General features: G+C 70.0%; 17 protein-coding genes. 13 read left to right on the top strand and 4 right to left on the bottom strand.

What is annotated here, in order from left to right; translation table 11 throughout:
* Window positions 1–39: 39 nt before the first annotated feature.
* The 11 genes from eno to ACYVIP_RS18345 all read left to right on the top strand — a co-directional run bounded on the left by eno (window position 40) and on the right by ACYVIP_RS18345 (window position 12,546).
* Window positions 40–1,326 carry a phosphopyruvate hydratase gene (eno, locus tag ACYVIP_RS18295; protein ID WP_460397760.1) on the top strand — a complete coding sequence of 429 codons (1,287 nt, stop codon included), beginning with the start codon at window positions 40–42 and terminating at the stop codon, window positions 1,324–1,326.
* A gap of 3 nt (window positions 1,327–1,329) precedes the next feature.
* Window positions 1,330–1,887 carry an FtsB family cell division protein gene (locus ACYVIP_RS18300; RefSeq protein WP_460397762.1) on the top strand — a complete coding sequence of 186 codons (558 nt, stop codon included), beginning with the start codon at window positions 1,330–1,332 and terminating at the stop codon, window positions 1,885–1,887.
* The gene (locus ACYVIP_RS18305; protein ID WP_460397764.1) at window positions 1,884–2,372 is read left to right on the top strand and encodes a DUF501 domain-containing protein; all 489 of its coding nucleotides are present in this window, start codon (window positions 1,884–1,886) and stop codon (window positions 2,370–2,372) included. Before ACYVIP_RS18300 ends, ACYVIP_RS18305 begins: the two co-directional genes overlap by 4 nt.
* A gap of 206 nt (window positions 2,373–2,578) precedes the next feature.
* Window positions 2,579–3,823: a lytic transglycosylase domain-containing protein gene (locus ACYVIP_RS18310; protein WP_460397766.1), complete on the top strand. Its 1,245-nt coding sequence runs from the start codon at window positions 2,579–2,581 to the stop codon at window positions 3,821–3,823.
* A gap of 40 nt (window positions 3,824–3,863) precedes the next feature.
* On the top strand, window positions 3,864–4,817 hold the full coding sequence (locus ACYVIP_RS18315; RefSeq protein ID WP_460397768.1) for a Ppx/GppA phosphatase family protein: 954 nt from the start codon (window positions 3,864–3,866) through the stop codon (window positions 4,815–4,817).
* 217 nt (window positions 4,818–5,034) lie between these two features.
* A complete protein-coding gene (locus tag ACYVIP_RS18320; RefSeq protein WP_460397770.1) occupies window positions 5,035–6,693 on the top strand; it encodes a peptide ABC transporter substrate-binding protein in 1,659 nt (552 codons plus the stop codon).
* Between the two features lie 77 nt (window positions 6,694–6,770).
* Window positions 6,771–7,697 (top strand): ABC transporter permease, encoded by a 927-nt coding sequence (locus ACYVIP_RS18325; protein ID WP_460397772.1) that lies wholly within the window; start codon window positions 6,771–6,773, stop codon window positions 7,695–7,697.
* Window positions 7,690–8,652: an ABC transporter permease gene (locus ACYVIP_RS18330; protein ID WP_460397774.1), complete on the top strand. Its 963-nt coding sequence runs from the start codon at window positions 7,690–7,692 to the stop codon at window positions 8,650–8,652. Before ACYVIP_RS18325 ends, ACYVIP_RS18330 begins: the two co-directional genes overlap by 8 nt.
* A 4-nt stretch (window positions 8,653–8,656) precedes the next feature.
* Window positions 8,657–9,718 carry an ABC transporter ATP-binding protein gene (locus ACYVIP_RS18335; RefSeq protein WP_460397776.1) on the top strand — a complete coding sequence of 354 codons (1,062 nt, stop codon included), beginning with the start codon at window positions 8,657–8,659 and terminating at the stop codon, window positions 9,716–9,718.
* A 79-nt stretch (window positions 9,719–9,797) separates the two neighbouring features.
* Window positions 9,798–10,784: an ABC transporter ATP-binding protein gene (locus ACYVIP_RS18340; protein WP_460398209.1), complete on the top strand. Its 987-nt coding sequence runs from the start codon at window positions 9,798–9,800 to the stop codon at window positions 10,782–10,784.
* 52 nt (window positions 10,785–10,836) lie between these two features.
* On the top strand, window positions 10,837–12,546 hold the full coding sequence (locus tag ACYVIP_RS18345) for a S8 family serine peptidase (RefSeq protein WP_460398211.1): 1,710 nt from the start codon (window positions 10,837–10,839) through the stop codon (window positions 12,544–12,546).
* A gap of 64 nt (window positions 12,547–12,610) precedes the next feature.
* Here the strand turns inward: ACYVIP_RS18345 and ACYVIP_RS18350 are convergent, their stop codons facing one another.
* From ACYVIP_RS18350 to ACYVIP_RS18360, 3 genes are all read right to left on the bottom strand, one after another.
* Window positions 12,611–14,056 (bottom strand): hypothetical protein, encoded by a 1,446-nt coding sequence (locus ACYVIP_RS18350; protein ID WP_460397778.1) that lies wholly within the window; start codon window positions 14,054–14,056, stop codon window positions 12,611–12,613.
* A 92-nt stretch (window positions 14,057–14,148) separates the two neighbouring features.
* Window positions 14,149–15,879, bottom strand: a complete 1,731-nt coding sequence (locus ACYVIP_RS18355) for a carboxypeptidase-like regulatory domain-containing protein (protein ID WP_460397780.1) — start codon at window positions 15,877–15,879, stop codon at window positions 14,149–14,151.
* A 266-nt stretch (window positions 15,880–16,145) separates the two neighbouring features.
* The gene (locus tag ACYVIP_RS18360) at window positions 16,146–16,580 is read right to left on the bottom strand and encodes a hypothetical protein (RefSeq protein ID WP_460397783.1); all 435 of its coding nucleotides are present in this window, start codon (window positions 16,578–16,580) and stop codon (window positions 16,146–16,148) included.
* A 193-nt stretch (window positions 16,581–16,773) separates the two neighbouring features.
* Here ACYVIP_RS18360 and ACYVIP_RS18365 point away from each other — a divergent pair, with 193 nt between their 5' ends.
* Both ACYVIP_RS18365 and ACYVIP_RS18370 read left to right on the top strand, forming a co-directional pair.
* A complete protein-coding gene (locus tag ACYVIP_RS18365) occupies window positions 16,774–17,265 on the top strand; it encodes a hypothetical protein (protein WP_460397785.1) in 492 nt (163 codons plus the stop codon).
* On the top strand, window positions 17,237–18,079 hold the full coding sequence (locus ACYVIP_RS18370; RefSeq protein WP_460397787.1) for an alpha/beta fold hydrolase: 843 nt from the start codon (window positions 17,237–17,239) through the stop codon (window positions 18,077–18,079). The genes ACYVIP_RS18365 and ACYVIP_RS18370 overlap by 29 nt, the downstream gene beginning before the upstream one ends.
* Here ACYVIP_RS18370 and ACYVIP_RS18375 read toward each other — a convergent pair.
* Complete coding sequence (locus ACYVIP_RS18375) at window positions 18,057–19,526, bottom strand: S10 family peptidase (RefSeq protein ID WP_460397789.1); 1,470 nt, start codon at window positions 19,524–19,526, stop codon at window positions 18,057–18,059. The genes ACYVIP_RS18370 and ACYVIP_RS18375 overlap by 23 nt on opposite strands.
* Window positions 19,527–19,556: the final 30 nt, after the last annotated feature.

The raw sequence follows: 19,556 nt of genomic DNA on the forward strand, positions 1-19,556 counted from the left end.
ACGCGCGTGAGAGACCGATTCCGGTTGAGGAGCAAGCACGTGGCGGTTATCGAGCAGGTCGGTGCGCGCGAGATCCTGGATTCTCGCGGCAACCCCACCGTCGAGGTCGAGGTCGCGCTCGACGACGGGACCCTGGCCCGCGCCGCGGTGCCCTCCGGCGCCTCCACCGGCGAACACGAGGCCGTCGAGCTGCGGGACAAGGACGCCGGCCGCTACCTTGGCAAGGGCGTCGAGAAGGCGGTCACCGCGGTACTCGACGAGATCGGCCCGGAGCTGTCCGGCGTCGACGCGGTCGACCAGCGCATCGTCGACCAGAAGCTCGTCGACCTGGACGGCACGCCGGACAAGTCCCGGCTGGGCGCCAACGCCATCCTCGGGGTGTCGCTCGCGGTGGCCAAGGCGGCCGCCGAGTCCAGCGGCCTGGAGCTGTTCCGTTACGTCGGCGGCCCGAACGCGCACGTGCTGCCCGTGCCGATGCTCAACATCCTCAACGGCGGCGCGCACGCCGACACCGAGGTCGACATCCAGGAGTTCATGATCGCGCCGATCGGCGCCGACTCCTACCGGGAGGCGCTGCGCTGGGGCGTCGAGGTCTACCACGCGCTCAAGGGCGTGCTGAAGAGCCGCAAGCTGGCCACCGGCCTCGGTGACGAGGGCGGGTTCGCCCCGGCCCTGTCCAGCAACCGCGCGGCGCTCGACCTGATCGCCGAGGCGGTCGGGAAGGCCGGGTTCACCCTCGGCCGGGACATCGCGCTCGCGCTGGACGTCGCGGCCACCGAGTTCTACGCCGACGGCGCCTACGCCTTCGAGGGCACCAAGCGCAGCGCCGAGCAGATGCTCGCCTACTACGCCGAACTGCTCGACAACTACCCGATGGTCTCCATCGAGGACCCGCTGGCCGAGGACGACTGGGACGGCTGGGTGCGGCTGACCGACGAGATCGGCGAGCGGGTGCAGCTGGTCGGCGACGACCTGTTCGTCACCAACCCCGACCGGCTGGAGGAGGGCATCGCCCGCCGCGCCGGCAACGCGCTGCTGGTCAAGGTCAACCAGATCGGCACGCTGTCGGAGACCCTGGACGCGGTCTCGCTGGCCACGTCCTACGGCTACCGCAGCATGATGAGCCACCGCTCCGGCGAGACCGAGGACACCACGATCGCCGACCTCGCGGTGGCCACCGGCGTCGGCCAGATCAAGTCCGGTGCCCCGGCCCGCGGCGAGCGCACCGCCAAGTACAACCAGCTGCTGCGCATCGAGGAGATCCTCGGCGACGCCGCGCGCTACGCCGGCGACCTGGCCTTCCCCCGGTTCAACCCGGAGTCCTAGCGGATGGCCGGACGCGAGAGCGAACGCGGCCGGCGGCGCGGCACCGGAGCCACCGGTGCCCGTGCCGGGCGGCCCGCGCGTCGAACGACCAGCGTCCGCCGAACCCGGCCGCGCGACGGGCGGCCAGCACAGCCGGTCACGCCCGGCCGGGAGCGGCCGCCGGAGCGTCGCGGCCGCACGATCCGCGCCGCCGCCGCGTTCGGGCTGTCCACCACGCGGCGGGCCGCGGTGCTCGCGATCGTGGTGTGCGCGCTCGCGTTGACCGTGGCCGTGCCGCTGCGCACCTACCTGTCCCAGCGCGACGAGGTGCAGATCCAGGAGGAGCGCCAGGCGGAGCTGCGCGCGCAGGTCGAGGCGCTCGAGCAACGCAAGGCCCAGCTCGAGGACCCGGCACAGGTGATGGCCGAGGCCCGCCAGCGGCTGCGCTACGTGATGCCCGGCGAGACCCCGTACATGGTCGAGCTGCCAGGAGACTCGACGGACAAGCAAGCCCAGGAGAAGCGGCCGGTCGCCGAGGAGTCCTGGTACCTCACGTTGTGGAACGCGGTGTCGGACGAATGAACGAACCACGACCATCAGATACCGACCGCGCGGTGATCGCCGCGCAGCTTGGGCGGCCGCCGAGGGCGGTGCGGGCGGTCGCGGCGCGGTGTCCAAGCGGGCATCCGTCGGTGGTGCAGACCAATCCGCGGCTGGCCGACGGCACGCCGTTCCCGACGCTCTACTACCTCACCTGCCCCCGGCTGACCTCACTGGTCAGCAGGCTGGAGGCGAGCGGCCTGATGCGCGAGATGACCGAGCGCCTCGCCGATGACCCCGACCTCGCCGCCGCCTACCTCGCCGCCCACCAGGCCTATCTCGCCCAACGGGACGCGATCGAGGCACTCGGTACCGAGGTCAGCGCGGGCGGCATGCCCGGCAGGGTGAAGTGCCTGCACGTCCATGTCGCGCACACCCTGGCGATGGGCCCCGGCGTGAACCCGTTCGGCGACGAGGCGCTCGCCCTGCTCGCCCCGGACTGGCCGGCGGGCGACTGCGCGGGCTGATCATCGGGCGCCTTCCCCAACGGGCGACTCACAGTTCACCGAGAATCCACCATCAGGACCAAGACGATCGTCTTGACCTCACGTTGACTCTTTTATTGACATGATGTTCGTGAGACCGTGGCAGGCGGCGTATGAACATACACCGGCTGCGATCGGGTAAACGGCTCGGGCGTACGCGCGCTTGGCGACGAAGGGGTTCGGTTCTGGTGAGTGCGGCACAGAAACGGAGATCCGCCGACAAGGAGGAGCGCCGGACGCGGCGACGCCGCGCGAAGGTCGCCGCGGCCACCAGCATGGTGCTCGCCGCCGCGGCCGTTGCCGGGCAGCCCGCCGGGTTCGCCGCCGGGCCGATCCAGCCGGCCTCCGGTGTCGGTGGTGGCCTGTTCGGCATGACCGACCCCGATGAGGTCAGTGCCAGCGGTGAGATCGGTGAGGACGCCCGGATCGGCGACGAGGTGCTCAAGAGCGCCGACGATCTCGACCGCCTGCTGAAGCTGGCCGCCGACAACGATCTGCCGACCGGCCAGCAGGGCCTGCCCGGCATCATGGCCGAGGCCTACCGCAACGCGGCCAACCGGCTCGCCGTCGAACAGCCCAACTGCAAGCTGCACTGGTCGCTGCTGGCCAGCATCGGCCGGATCGAGTCCCACCACGCCCACGGCGGCAAGGTGGACGGCGCGGGCAACACGGTGCCCAACATCCTCGGCCCGGTGCTCAACGGCGGGGGCTTCGCCGCGATCCAGGACTCCGACGGCGGCCGGCTCGACGGCGACGCGCGCTGGGACCGGGCCGTCGGCGCGATGCAGTTCATCCCCTCCACCTGGCGCGGCTACGCCGCCGACGGCAACAACGACGGCGTGTCCAGCCCGCACAACGTCTGGGACGCGACCCTGGCCGCCGGCAAGTACCTGTGCTCCGGCGGCATGGACCTGTCCAACCCGACCGACGTGGCCACGGCCGTGTTCCGCTACAACCACTCCGACACCTACGTCGCCACGGTGATCCTCTGGGCCAACGCCTACCGCAACGGCGCGCCCATCCTGCCCAACGAGCCGGTGGACATCGACCCGGGCGTGCAGGCGATGGGCCCGCCGTCGACCGTCGACGGTCCGCCGCCCAAGCCGAACCCGACGACGCCGCCCGGCAAGCCAGGTGGCGGCAACACCACGCCACCCCCCGGCGGTTCGGGCACGACCACGACCACCACCACGACCACGACGACGGGCAAGACCAGCGTCCCCGGCAGTGGGCCGACCTCGGCCACCACCAGGCCGACGCAGACCACGATCCCGCCGTGCACCACGCCGACCACCACCACGACCACGCCGGCCGACGAGGCGGAGACGACGGTGGCGCCGACGGACACCACCGGCCCGGCCGGTTCCGCGGTGCCCGCCACGTCGACGACCACCACGACCACGACCACCACCACGACGACCCCGCCCTGCTGAGCCCGGCCCCCGGCATGGTCGTCGCCTAGGCTCAACGACCATGCCGAGGATTGCAGCGATCGACTGCGGGACGAACTCCATCCGCCTGCTGGTGGCCGACGTGACCGCGCACGAGGACGGCCGGACGTCCCTGCGCGACGTGCACCGGGAGATGCGGATCGTGCGGCTCGGCGAGGGCGTGGACGCGACCGGCCAGCTCAGCGCCGCCGCACTGGCGCGCACTCGAGCCGCACTCGCGGACTACACGACGATCTGCCGGCGCAAGGGCGCCGAGCGGGTGCGCATGGTCGCCACCTCCGCGACCCGCGACGCCGGCAACCGCGACGAGTTCTTCGACATGACCCGCGCGCTGCTTGGCGTCGAGGCCGAGGTGATCAGCGGCGACGAGGAGGCCCGGCTGTCGTTCACCGGCGCGGTCGGTGACCTCGACCCCGAGGACGGCCCGTTCGTGGTGACCGACATCGGCGGCGGCTCGACCGAGGTCGTGGTCGGCACCTGGGACGGGCGGCGCGCGGAGGTCACCGGCGCGCTGTCGGTCGACATCGGCTGTGTGCGGATCACCGAGCGCTGCCTACGCGCCGACCCGCCGACCGCCGAGCAGCTCGCCGCCGGCCGCGAGCTCGCCGAGTCCGTGCTGGCACAGGCGTTCGAGCAGGTCCCGGTGGCCGGCGTGCGTACCTGGGTCGGCGTCGCCGGCACGATCACCACGCTGTCCGCGGTCGCCCAGGACCTGGACGAGTACGACTCGGAGCGCACGCACCTGTCCCGGCTGTCCGACGCCGACATCACGGCGGTCGCCGATCGGCTGCTGACCGCGAGCCACGACGAACGTGCGGCCATCGGGTCCATCCACCCCGGCCGGGTCGACGTGATCGGCGGCGGCTCGCTGATCACCCAGGTGCTCGCCGAGAACCTGGCCGCGAAGGCGGGCGTCACCGGAATTCTGGTAAGTGAACACGACATCCTTGACGGGATAGCCCTTTCTCTCCTATAAGAAGCACCAATCGGTAGCGCGCGGTCACCGGGCAATTCCCCAGCGTCCGTCTTTAACCGTGGGCGCCCGATTGTGACTGCTTTGTGACGCCCCCGGGGGTGAGTTGGGTCAGTGGCCCCGTTAACGTCCCCTCACATTCCGGGGGCGCGCGTGCCCACGGTCCACGGGTTCGACGGCGACCCGCCAATCCGTGAATGGTGACTGGAGGAGAGACCAGATGCGTAGACCGCGCTGGATGGCCGCTGTGGTGATGCCGCTCGCGACGGCGCTCGTCATCACGAGCTGTGGCGGTGACGACTCGGGGGACGACGGTGCGGAAGGTGGCACCAACACTAAGAACGAGACCGGCGAGATCAGTGTGTTCGGCACTGAGCCGGAGAACCCGTTGGTTCCGGGCAACACCACCGAGACCGGCGGCGGCAAGATCGTGGACGCCCTGTTCACCGGTCTGGTCGACTACGACCCGGTCTCCAGCGAGCCGCGCAACGCGCACGCCGAGGAGATCACGCCGTCCGAGGGCGGCAAGGTGATGACCTTCAAGCTCAAGGACGGCTGGAAGTTCCACGACGGCACCCCGGTGCTCGCCAAGAACTACGCCGACGCGTGGAACTACACCGCCTACGGCCCCAACGGCCAGCAGGGCGCGAGCTTCTTCCAGCAGATCGAGGGCTACGACCAGGTCAACCTGCCCGACCCGGACGGTCCGGACGGCCCCAAGCCGGCCCCGACACCGCCGGCCAAGGAGATGAGCGGGCTCGAGGTCGTCGACGACCTCACCCTCAAGGTGACCTTCACCGAACCGCACCCGATCTTCCAGGTCAAGCTCGGCTACCCGACCTACTCGCCGCTGCCGGACTCGTTCTTCGCCGACCCGGCCGCCTTCGAGGACAAGCCGATCGGCAACGGCCCGTGGAAGTTCGTCTCCCGCGTGGCCAAGCAGGAGGTCGTCGTCGAGCGGGTGGACGACTACCAGGGCGAGGACAAGGGCAAGGTGAAGACCGTCAAGTTCACCTTCCCGGAGAGCGCGGACGCCGCCTACGCCTCCGTCGTGGATGACAAGCTCGACTTCCTCGACACGATGCCGCCGGCGGCCCTGGCCGGCAACCTGTGGCAGGCCGACCTCGCGGACCGCTCCGGCAGCGCCGAGATCCTCTCGATCCAGGCGATCGCGTTCCCGCTGTACGACCCGAAGTACAAGAGCGCGGACTTCCGCAAGGCGATCTCGATGGCGATCGACCGCGAGGAGATCACCAAGACGATCTTCGAGGGCAACCGCAAGCCGGTCGACGGCTACGCGGTGCCCAAGGTGCCGGGCTGGGAGCCGGGCGCCTGCGGTGACCTGTGCAAGCACGACCCGGAAGAGGCCAAGAAGCTGTTCGCCGCGTCCGGCTGGACCGGTCCGGTCGAGATCACCTCGAACGCCGACGGCGGTCACAAGGAGTGGATCGAGGCGGCGTGCGGCCAGATCACCAACACCCTCGGCGTGCCGTGCAAGTTCGTGCCGGTGCAGGCCTTCGGTGAGATCCGGGAGAAGATCAACGCCCGCGAGATGACCCAGATCTACCGCGCGGGCTGGCTCGCCGACTACCCGTTGGTGGAGAACTTCCTCAACCCGATCTACCGCACGGGTGGCTCGTCCAACGACAACGACTACTCCAACCCCGCGGTCGACGCGAAGCTGGCCGAGGCCGACCGGGCGGCGACGCTGGAGGAGGCCTACACGCTGTACCACGAGGCCGAGGAGCTCATCGCCCAGGACATGCCGGGTATTCCGCTGTGGAACACCCCGGCGCAGTACGGCTGGTCGACCAAGCTCAAGAACGTCCGGATGACTCCGGACCGTGAGTTGGACCTGTCCTACGTCGAGATCGCCTGATCAACAGCTGAAACGGGGCTGGTTCACCGGGACCTCCGGTGGGCCAGCCCTCTGGGCGATCATAGGGAGTTCGAGTTATGGGCCGGTATGTCCTGCGGCGGTTGCTGCAGCTGATCCCGGTATTCATCGGGACGACATTCCTGATCTACGTGATGGTCTGGGCGGTGCCCGGCGACCCGTTCGCCGGCATGTGTGGGGAGCGACCCTGCGAGCCCGGCTTCGTCGCGATGATGACCGAGAAGTACAACATGGACGAGAACATCGTCGTCCAGTACCTGCTTTACCTGGGCAATCTGCTCCAGGGGGACTTCGGCGAGACCTACTCCGGGCTTTCGGTCGGTGAGCTGATCGGCCTGCGCTACCCGGTCTCGATCCGGTTGGCGCTCATCGCGGTCGCGATCGAGGCCGTCATCGGCATCGCCGCCGGTGTCCTCACCGGCCTGCGTGGCCGGGGCTTCGTGGACAACCTGGTGCTGGTGTCCACGCTGTTCCTGATCTCCATCCCGACCTTCGTCACCGGCTTCCTGCTGCAGATCGTGTTCGGGCTCGAACTGGGCTGGTTCCCGGCGACGGCGTCGGCGGAAGCGACCTGGGACGAGCTGATCATGCCCGGCTTCGTGCTCGGCAGCCTGTCGATGGCCTATGTCTCCAGGCTGACCAGAACGTCGATCGCGGAGAACAAACGCGCGGACTACATGAGAACCGTGCTCGCGAAGGGGCAACCGAAGCGCCGGATCGTCGGCGTGCACCTGATGCGCAACTCCGCCATCCCGGTGCTCACGTTCCTCGGCACCGACCTGGGCAACCTGATGGGCGGCGCGATCGTCACCGAGGGCATCTTCGGCATCCCCGGCATCGGCGGCCTGGTCTACGACGCCATCCTGGGCAAGGAAGGGGTCGTGGTCACCGGGGTCGTGGTCCTGCTGGTGATCGTGTTCCTGCTGGTCAACCTGATCATCGACATGTTGTACGCCGTTCTCGACCCGAGGATCCGCTATGACTGACCCGATCGCGACGACCCAGGCCGACTCGGGTGGCTCGTACGTCACGGCCCTCGAGCACGCGGAAACGGGTCAACCAGGCAAACAGGGCAAGCCCCGCAGCCTGTGGTCCGACGCGTGGCACGACCTGCGTCGCCGGCCGCTGTTCATCATCGCCGCGATCATCATCCTGTTCCTGATCGTGGTCTCGATCTTCCCGAGCTGGTTCACCTCGGCCGACCCGAACTACCGTGACCTCAGCCGGTCGCGGGCCACGCCGACCGGCGAGGCCTGGTTCGGCTACGACGTGCAGGGCCAGGACGTCTTCGCGCGCGCGGTCTACGGCACCCGCTGGTCGCTGTTGGTCGGCCTCGGCGCGGCCGTGTTCACCGTGTTGATCGGCGGCACCATCGGGCTGATCGGCGGCTACTTCGGCGGCGCGCTCGACGGGGTGCTGTCCAGGGTCGCCGAGGTGTTCTTCGGGCTGCCGTTCGTGCTCGGCGCGATCGTCATCCTGAACGCGTTCCGCTCCAGCGGGGTGGACAGCGCACCCGCGCTGGTCGGCATGGTGGTGGTCGCGTTGTCGCTGCTGTCCTGGCCGGTGGCCATGCGGATCATGCGGTCGGCGGCGATCTCGGCCAAACAGCAGGACTATGTGAAGGCGGCCCGCGCGCTCGGCGCGAGCCCCGGCCGGATCATCTTCCGCCACATGCTGCCCAACTGCATGGCGCCGCTGCTGGTCTACGCCACCATCCTGCTCGGGTCGTTCATCGCGGTCGAGGCGACGCTGTCGTTCCTCGGTATCGGGCTGCGCGACCCCGCGGTGTCCTGGGGCGTGATGATCGCCGACGCGCGTAACTACATCCGGGTCGCACCGCATCTGATGCTGTTCCCCGCCGGCATCCTCGCCCTCACCGTGTTGGCGTTCGTGATGCTCGGCGACGCGGTCCGCGACGCTCTCGATCCGAAGTTGAGGTAGCCGAATGTCGGCACAGTCAGACAATGAGCTGGCGCGCGAGCAGCGGTCCTTCGGGGAAACCGACGACACCGGCGTGCTGCCGGAGGCGCCCCTGCTCGAAGTGGACGACCTGTTCGTCGAGTTCCACACCCGCGACGGGGTGGCCAGGGTGCTCAACGGGGTCAGCTACCACGTCGACGCCGGGGAGACCCTCGCGGTGCTCGGCGAGTCGGGCTCGGGCAAGAGCGTGACCGCGCAGGCGGTCATGGGCATCCTCGACGTGCCGCCGGCCGTGGTGAAGGGCGGTTCGATCCGCTACCACGGCGAGGATCTGTTGCAGGTGACCGAACAGCGCCGCGCCGAGGTGCGCGCCGAGGGTATCGCGATGATCTTCCAGGACGCGCTGTCCGCGCTGAACCCGGTGTACACGGTCGGGTTCCAGATCGAGGAGCAGCTGCGGGTGCGCCTCGGCATGTCCCGCAAGGACGCCCGTAAGCGGGCGATCGAGCTGCTCGACCTGGTGCGCATTCCCAACGCCGCGCGCCGGGTGCGGCAGTACCCGCACGAGTTCTCCGGTGGGATGCGGCAGCGCGCGATGATCGCGATGTCACTCGCGCTCGACCCCGAGATGCTGATCGCCGACGAGCCGACCACCGCGCTGGATGTCACCGTGCAGGCCCAGATCATGGACCTGCTCAAGGAGATCCAGACCGAGCGGCGGATGGGGATGATCCTGATCACCCACGACCTCGGCGTGGTCGCCGAGGTCGCGGACCGGATCGCGGTGATGTACGCGGGGCGGATCGTGGAGTACTCCGACGCGGTGTCGCTGTACCGCAATCCCGGCCATCCCTACACCTCCGGGCTGATGGAGTCGTTGCCCCGGTTGGATCTGAAGGGCCAGGAGCTGAAGACGATCAAGGGCCTGCCGCCGAGCCTGCTCGCCATCCCGCCGGGGTGCCCGTTCCATCCGAGGTGCCCGCTGGCCGAGGACCGGTGTCGCACCGAGGTTCCGACAGAACACCGGTTGGGTCTTGGCCGGACGAGCAAGTGTCACTTCGCGGAGGAGGTGGTCGGCGGTGCCTGAGCCGACGGTTGCGCAGACCGATGAGGCCACGTCGCCCTCGGGATCTTCAGGGGGATCGTCAGCGGGATCGGCTGAGCCGATCCTGGAGGTCATCGATCTGGTCAAGCACTTCCCGGTGCGCGTCGGGGTGCTGTTCAAGCACACCGTCGGCCAGGTCCGGGCGGTCGACGGGGTGTCCTTCGAGCTCAAGCGCGGCGAGACCCTCGGCGTGGTCGGCGAGTCCGGCTGCGGCAAGTCGACCCTGGCGCAGGTGCTGATGCGGTTGGAGCCGCCGACCAGTGGCACCGCGCGGTACCAGGGCAGGGACATCTTCAAGATGCGGGGCGCCGAGCTGCGCAAGCTGCGGCGCAGTATCCAGATCGTGCTGCAGGACCCCTACACCTCGCTGAACCCGAGGATGACCGTCGGCGACATCATCGGTGAGCCGTTCGAGATCCACCCCGAGGTCGCGCCGCGCGGCGAACGGGCGAAGAAGGTGCGGGAGCTGCTCGACGTGGTCGGGCTCAACCCCGAGCACATCAACCGGTACCCGCACCAGTTCTCCGGCGGGCAGCGCCAGCGCATCGGCATCGCCAGGGCGCTCGCGCTCCGGCCGGACGTCATCATCTGCGACGAGCCGGTGTCCGCATTGGACGTCTCGATCCAGGCACAGGTGATGAACCTGTTGGGGGATCTGCAGACCGAGTTCGGTCTGTCCTATGTGTTCATCGCGCACGACCTGTCGGTGGTGCGCCACCTCTCCGACCGCGTCGCGGTGATGTACCTGGGGAAGGTGGTGGAGATCGGTACCGAGGACGAGATCTACTCGCGGCCGACCCACCCGTACACCCAGGCCCTGCTCTCGGCCGTGCCGGTGGCTGATCCCACCGTGCGCGGGCAGCGCCAGATCATCCGCCTCGAGGGCGACGTACCGAGCCCGGTCGATCCGCCCTCCGGGTGCCGGTTCCGTACCAGGTGTTGGAAGGCGCAGGACATCTGCGCCGAGGAAGAGCCTGAGTTGAAGGTGCGCGTGGGCGGACAGCCCAGCGCGTGCCACTTCGCTGAGGTGCGATCAGTGGTGCCCTGATCGGGGGCTCCGGGGCCAGTCAGCGGGAGGAGATTGCGTGAAACGCAAGACAATGGCGGCGTTACTCGCCGTGCCGGTGTTCGCCGGTGTCATGGCGGTGGCGACACCGACCGCCGTCGCGGCGCCGGAGCTGTCCGGCAGCGCGGTCGAGTACAACGTGCTCGCCGCCGACGGGGTGGAGGTGGACGCGGCGGAGGACGCGGTGCGCGCGGCCGGTGGCAAGGTGTTGCGCAGTAACGCGGCCGCCGGGCTGATCACCGCCGTCGCGCCGGAGAACGGCTTCACCCAGCGCCTGGCGTCGGCCGAGGACGTGCTCTACGTGAGCCGGACGGCCGTGGTCGGCAAGGCGCCGAGCGGCCGGCGGGCGCCGGACGACTCGGTGGTGGAGAAGGAGAACCGCCAGGGGGCGACCGGCAAGGCGAAGGCGCCGAAGAAGGCCAAGGCCGGCATGGACCCGCTGGACGGGCAGCTGTGGGGCCTGTCGTCGGTGCGGTCGGACCTGGCGCGCACCGAGCAGGCGGGCAACCGCAAGGTCAAGGTCGGCGTGCTGGACACCGGGGTCGACGGCAGTCACCCGGACATCGCGCCGAACTTCGACGCGAAGCTGTCGCGCAACTTCACCCGCGACATCCCGACCGACGAGGCGGGCAACGAGGTCGACGGGCCGTGTGAGTTCCGCGGCTGTGTCGACCCGGCCAACTGGGACGACGGCGGGCACGGCACGCACGTCGCCGGCACCATCGCCGCCGCGGCCAACGGCTCCGGGGTGTCCGGGGTGGCGCCCAACGTGTCCATTGTGAACATTCGCGGTGGGCAGGACTCCGGCTACTTCTTCCTGCAGCCGGTGGTGGACGCGCTGACCTACGCCGGTGACGCGGGCCTCGACGTGGTGAACATGTCGTTCTATGTGGACCCGTGGCGCTACAACTGCCTGGACAACCCGGCCGACAGCGCCGAGCAGCAGGCCCAGCAGCGCACCATCGTCACCGCGGTCACCAGGGCGATGAACTACGCGCACCGCAAGGGTGTCACGCAGGTCGTGTCGCTCGGCAACGGTCACGAGGACACCGGCACTCCGCAGGACGACGCCGGCAGCCCGAACTTCCCGCAGGACACCGCGCACTCCAGGGTGATCGACAACGCGACCTGCAAGTCGATGCCGGTGGACGGTCCGAACGCGATCACCGTGTCGGCCTTCGGTCCCTCGCAGGCCAAGGCGGACTACTCGAGTTTCGGCACCGAGCTGACCTCGGTTTCCGCGCCGGGCGGGTACTTCAGGGACTACTTCGGTTCGCCGTTGTTCCGTACCAACGAGAACCAGATCCTCTCCACGTACCCGAAGAACGTTGCGCTCGCCGACGGCAACATCGACGCCGACGGCAACGTCACGCCCGCCGGGGTGGCGCTCGGGGTGCAGAAGGACTGCACGGCGGCCGGGGACTGCGGGTACTACCAGTTCCTGCAGGGCACCTCGATGGCCTCGCCGCACGCCTCCGGCGTGGCGGCGCTGATCGTGAGTGAGTACGGCCGGTACTCGGGCCGTGAGGTCACGATGAAGCCGGCTTCGGTGCGCGGGGTGCTCGAGGGGACCGCGTTCCCGATCGCGTGCCCGGTGCCGCGTACGGTCGACTACCTCGACGAGGGCCGCGACGCCACCTACACCGCCACGTGTGAGGGTGGGTTGGAGTACAACGGCTTCTACGGCAACGGTGGCGTGGACGCCTGGGCCGCGGTCACCCGCGGCGGCGAGTTCCTCTCGTAGGTAACGCTTTCCGAAAACCGGGTGCCCCGTGCCGTGTTGGCGCGGGGCACCCGGTTTTCGTCGTTCACGGGACGAGCGGGTCACCCGGCGGCGCGCAGCCGGCAGGCGGCTGGGGGAGCGGTGGTGGTGGCGAGGAGCCCTCCCAGCCTTCCAGCGACGCGAACGCCGACTCCTCGTGCCGGACCAGATAGGTTGCCGGCGGGTACAGCTCGATGCCCGGCGGTGGGAACGCGTAGACCGTGTACCTCCCGGCGGGCACCCGGTCGAACCGCCAACTCCCGATGTCGTCGGTGCGGGTCTCGAAGTACTTCGGGCAGTAGTCGTCGCTCACCGCGACCACCCGCATCTGCTTGAGCAGCCGCATGTTCGTCGGCGGTTCCGGCCAGGTGCCGTAGACCCGGTAGAACGCCTCGCCCCACAGGCTGCCGAAGCCGCCGAGGACCTTCGCGGTGTCGGTGGCCGCCGCGCCGGCCGTGCCGTTGTCGGTGAAGTCGCAGCGCGCCTCGACCAGGCCGGCCAGGAACGCGCCGTCCGGGACCCGTTCGGTGACCCGGTAGACCTGGGTCTGGCCGGCCGCCAGGGACACGCCGGGTGCGGTCAGCGGGGTCCAGGTGGCGCCGGTGAGGTGGTTGCGCTCGGTGTTGGGGGTGCAGGTGACCGTGATCCCGGTGAGCGGGCCGGTGCCGCGGTTGGTCAGGGTGATCGTCAGCCGGGCGGTCGCGTCGCGCGGGTACTTGTCGTGCTCGAAGGTCATCGTGGCGGCCAGGGCGGTCGAGCGTTGCACCGTGCGGACCTGGAGCGGGTCGTTGGTCCCGGCCACGACGGTGACCCGCCGGGGAGAGCTCAGCTGCCAGCCGCCGGCCGGGGTGGTGGCCAGGGCGTAGGTGCCGGTGTAGACGTACTCGGCGGTGAACTGGCCGGCGTCGTCGGTGGTCATGCTGACGGTGTTCGCCGGGTGGTCGACGTGGACCAGCGTCAGTTCGGTGCCGGCGATGGCCTCGCCGGGGTCGGCGGTGCCGTCGGCGTCGCGGTCGCCGTAGACCAGGCCGCGCACGGTGCCGTAGGTGTCGTGCGCGTCGGTCTCGAACGCGAACGGGGTCGCGGTGCCGGTGGCGTCGTGCAGGGTGCCGGTGAGGGTCACCTTGCCGGCGGCGGAGTTGGTCATCCGGCCGGTGAGAGCCAGTTCGTGGGTGCCGCCGGCGGGGATGGTGACGCCGGTGAGCGCGGCCCAGCCGGGGGCGTCGAGGACCATCCGGTCGTGGCCGGCGATGTTCTCGGCGACGGTCAGGCCGGTGGCCGGGTCGGTGCCGTTGTTGGTGATCGTCACGGTGGCGGTCAGCGGGTCGCCGGTCAGGTAGTGCGCCGGCGAGAACGTGGCGGCCAGCGACAGCTGGACGGCCCGTGTGTTCGCTCTCGGTTCGTCCGCGCCGGCCGGGCCGGCGGCGGTGGTCAGGCCGAGTACGGCCACCACCGCCCCCAGACCCAGCCGGAACAGCATGGTTTCGCGCATGATGCGCCCCCCCAGTGGACAGGAACGGCCGGGTCGGCCGCCCGGGACACTCCCTGCACGCGAGCCGCCTCCTCGCGGTGCGCCACTACCCGCTACCGAGACCCAACCGTGACCTTCCGGCGGCGAACGACCCCGACGCACACGACCCCGGCCACGAGCGAGCCGAACCCGACCACCAGTGGGCCGAGCACGTCGACACCGGTGTCGGCCAGCCCGGTCGCCGGCGCGGTCCGGCCCTGCGCCACCGGCGCCCCGCCCGCGGCCGGGTCGCACCCCGCGGGTTGCGCCGGCGGCGTCGGCGGTGTCGCCGTGCCGGGGACCAGCTGCGGCATCAGCTCCGAGGTCCGGTTCGCCAACACGTACACCGGCGACGGGTTGCCGTAGGCGGCCCGCCAGCCCGCCGGGGGGAGCAGGTACAGCTGGTACTCGCCGGCCGGCACCGTGGCGAAGGTGAACCGACCGTCACCCCCGGACCGGGTCTCGGCGACTATCGGACACCGGCCGTCACGTGCCAGCACCAACCGCACCTCGCCGACACCGACCGTGCTGCCGGTGATGGTGCCAACGCCACCCGGTACCCGCGCGACGTCGTGCGCGTTCGGGTTGGGGTTCTCCAGGTCGTCCTCGACGTTGGGATAGGAGATGTCGCACCGGACGTGCACCGTGCCGTGATCGAAGGCCGCCTTCGGCACCGCCTCGGTAACGATCAGGTCAACCGTTCGCCTGGCGCGCACGGTAACGCCCTCGTCGCGAAGCGCGCCCCACCCCGGCGACCGGCCGCTGAGCCCGTGGGTGGTGCCGACCCGGTTGCAGTTCGCGACCAGGCCGACCAGGTCCCGGTCGCTCCGGTTGGTGAGCGTGACCCGCACCTTCGCCAACTCGCCCACCCGGTAGGAGTCCTTGGTGAACGCGAACGCCACCGTGAGCTGGGTCAGCGGACGGACCGCACGCAGCCGTATCTCGTCGTTCGGCTTCGACTCATCGATTGTCACGAACCGATAACCCACCAGCCAGCCATCGGGCGCGGTGGCCTTCAGCATCATCCGCACCGTCGGCAGCCGGGGAAAGACGAACGCGCCGTCCGCGCCCGTCGTCACCTGGTGGTGGTCGCCGTAGGCCTCCTGGTTCTGGGCGGTCACCTCGACGCCCGGCAGGCCCTCACCCGCGTCGAAGCGCCCGTTGGAGTTCTGGTCGGCGTAGAGGATGCCCGCCGCACGACCGACCGAAGGGGTGATTGTCACGGCATGGCGGAAGTCGCCGGCGGTCGTCCCGGTGGCGCCCGCGTACAGATGGCCGGCGAGCACCCCGGAGGTGGCATCGGTCTTACCGACCCGGCCGATCACCGTGGCCGGGTAGCTGCCGCCGGGAGCGATGTCGACGCCGCCGGTGAGCCTGCCCCAGGACTCGTAGTCGGTCCGAATCCCGTCCGGCTCATCGAAGTCAATGCCGACAACGACCCGCCGCGCCACCGCCGACCCAAGGTTGACCACCTCGAACCGAATCGACATCGTCTCCCCGGTGCGATAACTGTCCTTGTCGAACACGGCCCGCGTCGTCAACTGAGCCAGCGGCTCGTCGGCCGCCTCACCCGCCGGCGGACCGGGTTCGCTACTCGGCGCGGTCTCGGTCGGCGTCTCGGTCGGTGTTTCGGTCGGTGTTTCGGTCGCCACCGGCGACTCCGCCGGAGTCGTCTCCACCGGAGCCGTCTCCGTCGGCACCGCCTCGGTCGGCTCGGCCGCCGCGCCGCCGCCCACGGAGCCGACACCGAGCACGGCCGCCACGACGATCAGACCGGTTCTTCGCAGGAACGAACCCCAGGACATGCGCGATCCCCCATGTCTCCTGGCGGACCGTGCCCGGCCAGCGGTCCCCGTGCCACGTGCGGCGCGGGCACGCGGCCGCCTGTACGTGTGTGCGAGGACGCTAACGGCCACCGTCCGGAGATCGGAACGCTCAGCCAGCCGGTCGTGACCCGATCGTGTCCATCGCCCGACGCGGGTGGTCGTCGGGGTGCTCCGTGGTGTCCGTGCTCCTGCATCGCCCGGCCTAACCGGGCGTTACGGCTCGCGGTTCGCACCTGTCCCGGGGATCACGGCGTTGCGCCGACGTTGGTCCAGGTACATCCGCCGTTCAGTTCGATGAACTCGCCCGCGTTCACCGTCACGCTCCCGGGGCCCTGGAGGAGGCTGTTGGCGATGATCGACCTGAGCTCGCCGGAATCGTCTGTCGTGCGAGCCCAGTAGCAGTGCGCGAAATCCGACGAGTCGTCTGGCCCGGTGGTCTTGTAGCGGCCAGGCGCCACGTCCACGCCGACCTGGTACATGCCGTCGCTCATCGTGGTGTCCGGTCCGGACGGCGTCTGTTCGGGAGCGACGGCGGGCGCGGGAGCGTCCTCGCGCGTGTCCGACGCGGTCTGCTCGGTTTGCTCGGTCTGTTTGGCTGGTCTGGCGGGGCTGGTGGGTTCGCTCTCGGCGGTGTCCCGCTCGGCCCGTCCGGCCGCGGCGATGACGACGGCGATGGCCATCACCGCTGTGATCAACACGGCCAGTGTCCACAGCACCGGGTGCGAATTCTTCTCCGCTGGCGGCGGCGGGAACTGTTGCGGGTAGGTCATGGTGACGATGTCGCTTCGAACATTCGTGTTGTATCGCTTCAGACCCGATTCGGTACTTGACTGAAGTCAGCAAGTACTTGCTATTCTTCGTCAAGTGAACCGTGTGAGTACGGCAGAACATGTGGACCTGGCCGCGGCGCTGGTCCGGCTGGTGGACACCCGGATCGTCGACCCGTTGGAGATCCTGCTCGAGTCCGGCGCGCCGGTCCGCGACCTCCGGGAACAGCTGCGCATCCAGGCCGAGGTCTGGGCGGCTCAGCTGCTCGGCCCGGACGACACCCTCGCGGTCCGCACGGCCGCCCGGCTGATCGCGGCGACCTTCCCCGGCGACGAGCCGTTCGACCCGCCGCCAGCCTGGTGGCGCACGCCCTTCGGGCAGGCCGTGGCTCGTCGGGTCGGGCATCCGGGGGTGGTGGCCGTCTCCTTCGCCACCGCCGCGGCGATGCTCGGCATCACTCGCCAGGGCGTACACGACCTCGTCAAGCGCGCGAAGCTCGAACGCCATCCCGACGGCGGCGTGACCACGGACTCCGTGCGCGCCCGCCTCAACCAACCGAAGGAACACCGTGCCCCCTCAGGACAGCACCATCACTGACCACGTCATCCCCCTCGCCGTCCGCGACCACGGCGGCGACGGGCCCGCCGTGTTACTCCTGCACGGACTGGGCGGCACCCTCGAAGCCTGGGACACCCTCGCCCCGCTCCTGGCGCGCACCCAGCGCACCGTGACCATGGACCTGCGCGACCACGGCCTGTCCGGCGACGCCCCCTGGGACTGGGACGCCGTCCTCGACGACATCGAGGCCGTGGTCACCCACTTCCGCCTCGACCGGCCGGCGCTCGTCGGGCACTCGCTCGGCGGCATGCTCGCCATCCAGTGGGCACGCCGCCACCCCGAGTGCCCGGCGATCGTCAACCTCGACGGGCTCCGGTCCGCCGAGAACGATCCGGCCAACTACCCGGACATGCCGCCAGACGAGCTGCGGGCGGCGCTTGACCAGCTCAGGGCCACCTTCGACGCGCAGGTCGCGGCGATGCGCCAGCCGGTCCCCGCCGAGGTGGCGCCGACGCTTCCCCAGCGCACCCTCACCACCCGCGACGGGCACCGCTACGTTCGGCCAAGCACGGAAACGCTGGCGGCACTGCGGTACGCGCCCCAGTTCCGCGACGCGATCCCGTTCCTGCGCGCTGTCGGCTGCCCCGCGCTGGTCGTGTTGGCCGACCGGGACCCGGTGGGCACCGACGGCGGCGAGCTCATGACGGCCTTCCGCCGCGGAGTCCGCCGCGATCTTCCGGACACCGTCGAGACGGTCGAGCTGGCCGCCGGCCACGACATGGTCGCGGAGCGGCCGGCCGAGCTCAGCGAGCTGATCGTCCGGTTCCTCGCTACCGGTTCGACGCGGACGTGACGAACTCCGTGAGATCGGCCGCCTGCTGGATCCGCGACGGCTCGTGCACGTACATCATGTGCCCCGCCTCGTAGTAGGCGCCCTCGATGTTGGCCCGCAGCTCCTCGGGGATCCGCAGATGCGCCAACACGTGCTCGGCGGCGAAGTAGGGCGTCGCGCCGTCGTGGTAGCCGTAGGCGACGTGCACCTTGAGATGTGGGTTGGCGCGCATCGCGGCCGCGAGCTTGTCGGTGACCGAGACGTAGGAGTTCTCGAAGTCCTTGTAGGACCACGCCTCGTGCGTGCTCATGTTCAGCACCTCGTATGGCAGGTCGTTCGGGTAGTCCAGCTCGGCGTGCAGGTAGTGGTTGAACGCCGCGGTGTAGGCCCCCATGATCGCCGAGGACGACGGGTCGTCGTCGAAGTGCTCCAGGCCGTAGTCCGCGGCCCAGCCGGAGAACCGCCCGTCGAGCCTGCCGGCCACCCGGCGGCGGTCGCGCAGTACCTCGGTGAAGAACCGGACGTGCTCGATCCGTAGGTCCACTCTGTCCACATAGTCCTCGGAAACCCCGGTCAGCGCGGCGATCCTGGCCACCGTGGCGGCGCGTTCCTCGGCGGTCAGCCGGCTGCCCCTGCTCAGCGCCCACGGGTAGTCGCGCGCGGCGAACTCCTCCGCCTCGTCGAGCACCTCGCGCAGCGGGCGGTCGCCGAGCCGGCCGTGGTAGTGCGCGATCGCGGTGTAGGTCGGCAGGAACAGCGGGTAGGGCACGTCGTTGCCTGGCCCGAAGTCCAGCGTCGAGAAGTCGAGCACCGAGGAGATCAGCATGAGCCCGTTGAGGTACATCCCGTACCTGGTCTGCAGGTGATGGGCGAGCCCAGCCGCGCGGGTGGTGCCGTAGGACTCGCCGGCGAGGAACTTGGGCGACAGCCACCGGCCGTTGCGCGCGGTCCACAGCCGGATCACCTCGCCGACCGACTCGATGTCGCCCTGGAAGCCGAGGAACTCGCCGGGCTTCTCGCCCTGCGCGGCCCGCGAGTACCCGGTGGCGACCGGGTCGATGAACACCAGGTCGCTGTGCCGCAACAGGGTCTCGACGTTGTCCACGATCCCGTACGGCGGCGGGGCGATCTCGCCGACGTCGCCGGAGACCACCCGGCGCGGCCCGAGCAGCCCGAGATGCAGCCACACACTGGAGGATCCCGGCCCGCCGTTGAACGCGAAGGTGACCGGTCGCGTGGTCGGGTCCGCACCGTCCACTGTGTACGCGGTGAGGAAGACCTCCGCCTTGGGCAGGTGCCCGTCGAACCGCCCGTCGGTGAGCACCTCCTTGCGCAGCACGATCCGGCCGGTGGTGGCCGTGTAGTTCAGCTTGCGGCGGTTGATCGTGATGCTGTGCGCGGTGGCGACCAGGTCGTCGGTCGGCTCGACCGGCTTGTCCTCGGCTGGGGTCTGGGGATCGGCGTCCATGAGCCGGCACGATACGTGTTGAATCGGTGC

The sequence above is a fragment of the Actinophytocola sediminis genome (assembly GCF_054779715.1).

Coding starts and splice junctions, on each gene's coding strand:
- ACYVIP_RS18300 (WP_460397762.1), top strand. CDS start 1,330: ATGGCCGGACGCGAGAGCGAACGCGGCCGGCGGCGCGGCACCGGAGCC.
- ACYVIP_RS18305 (WP_460397764.1), top strand. CDS start 1,884: ATGAACGAACCACGACCATCAGATACCGACCGCGCGGTGATCGCCGCG.
- ACYVIP_RS18315 (WP_460397768.1), top strand. CDS start 3,864: ATGCCGAGGATTGCAGCGATCGACTGCGGGACGAACTCCATCCGCCTG.
- ACYVIP_RS18320 (WP_460397770.1), top strand. CDS start 5,035: ATGCGTAGACCGCGCTGGATGGCCGCTGTGGTGATGCCGCTCGCGACG.
- ACYVIP_RS18325 (WP_460397772.1), top strand. CDS start 6,771: ATGGGCCGGTATGTCCTGCGGCGGTTGCTGCAGCTGATCCCGGTATTC.
- ACYVIP_RS18330 (WP_460397774.1), top strand. CDS start 7,690: ATGACTGACCCGATCGCGACGACCCAGGCCGACTCGGGTGGCTCGTAC.
- ACYVIP_RS18335 (WP_460397776.1), top strand. CDS start 8,657: ATGTCGGCACAGTCAGACAATGAGCTGGCGCGCGAGCAGCGGTCCTTC.
- ACYVIP_RS18345 (WP_460398211.1), top strand. CDS start 10,837: ATGGCGGCGTTACTCGCCGTGCCGGTGTTCGCCGGTGTCATGGCGGTG.
- ACYVIP_RS18350 (WP_460397778.1), bottom strand. CDS start 14,056: ATGCGCGAAACCATGCTGTTCCGGCTGGGTCTGGGGGCGGTGGTGGCC.
- ACYVIP_RS18355 (WP_460397780.1), bottom strand. CDS start 15,879: ATGTCCTGGGGTTCGTTCCTGCGAAGAACCGGTCTGATCGTCGTGGCG.
- ACYVIP_RS18360 (WP_460397783.1), bottom strand. CDS start 16,580: ATGGCCATCGCCGTCGTCATCGCCGCGGCCGGACGGGCCGAGCGGGAC.
- ACYVIP_RS18375 (WP_460397789.1), bottom strand. CDS start 19,526: ATGGACGCCGATCCCCAGACCCCAGCCGAGGACAAGCCGGTCGAGCCG.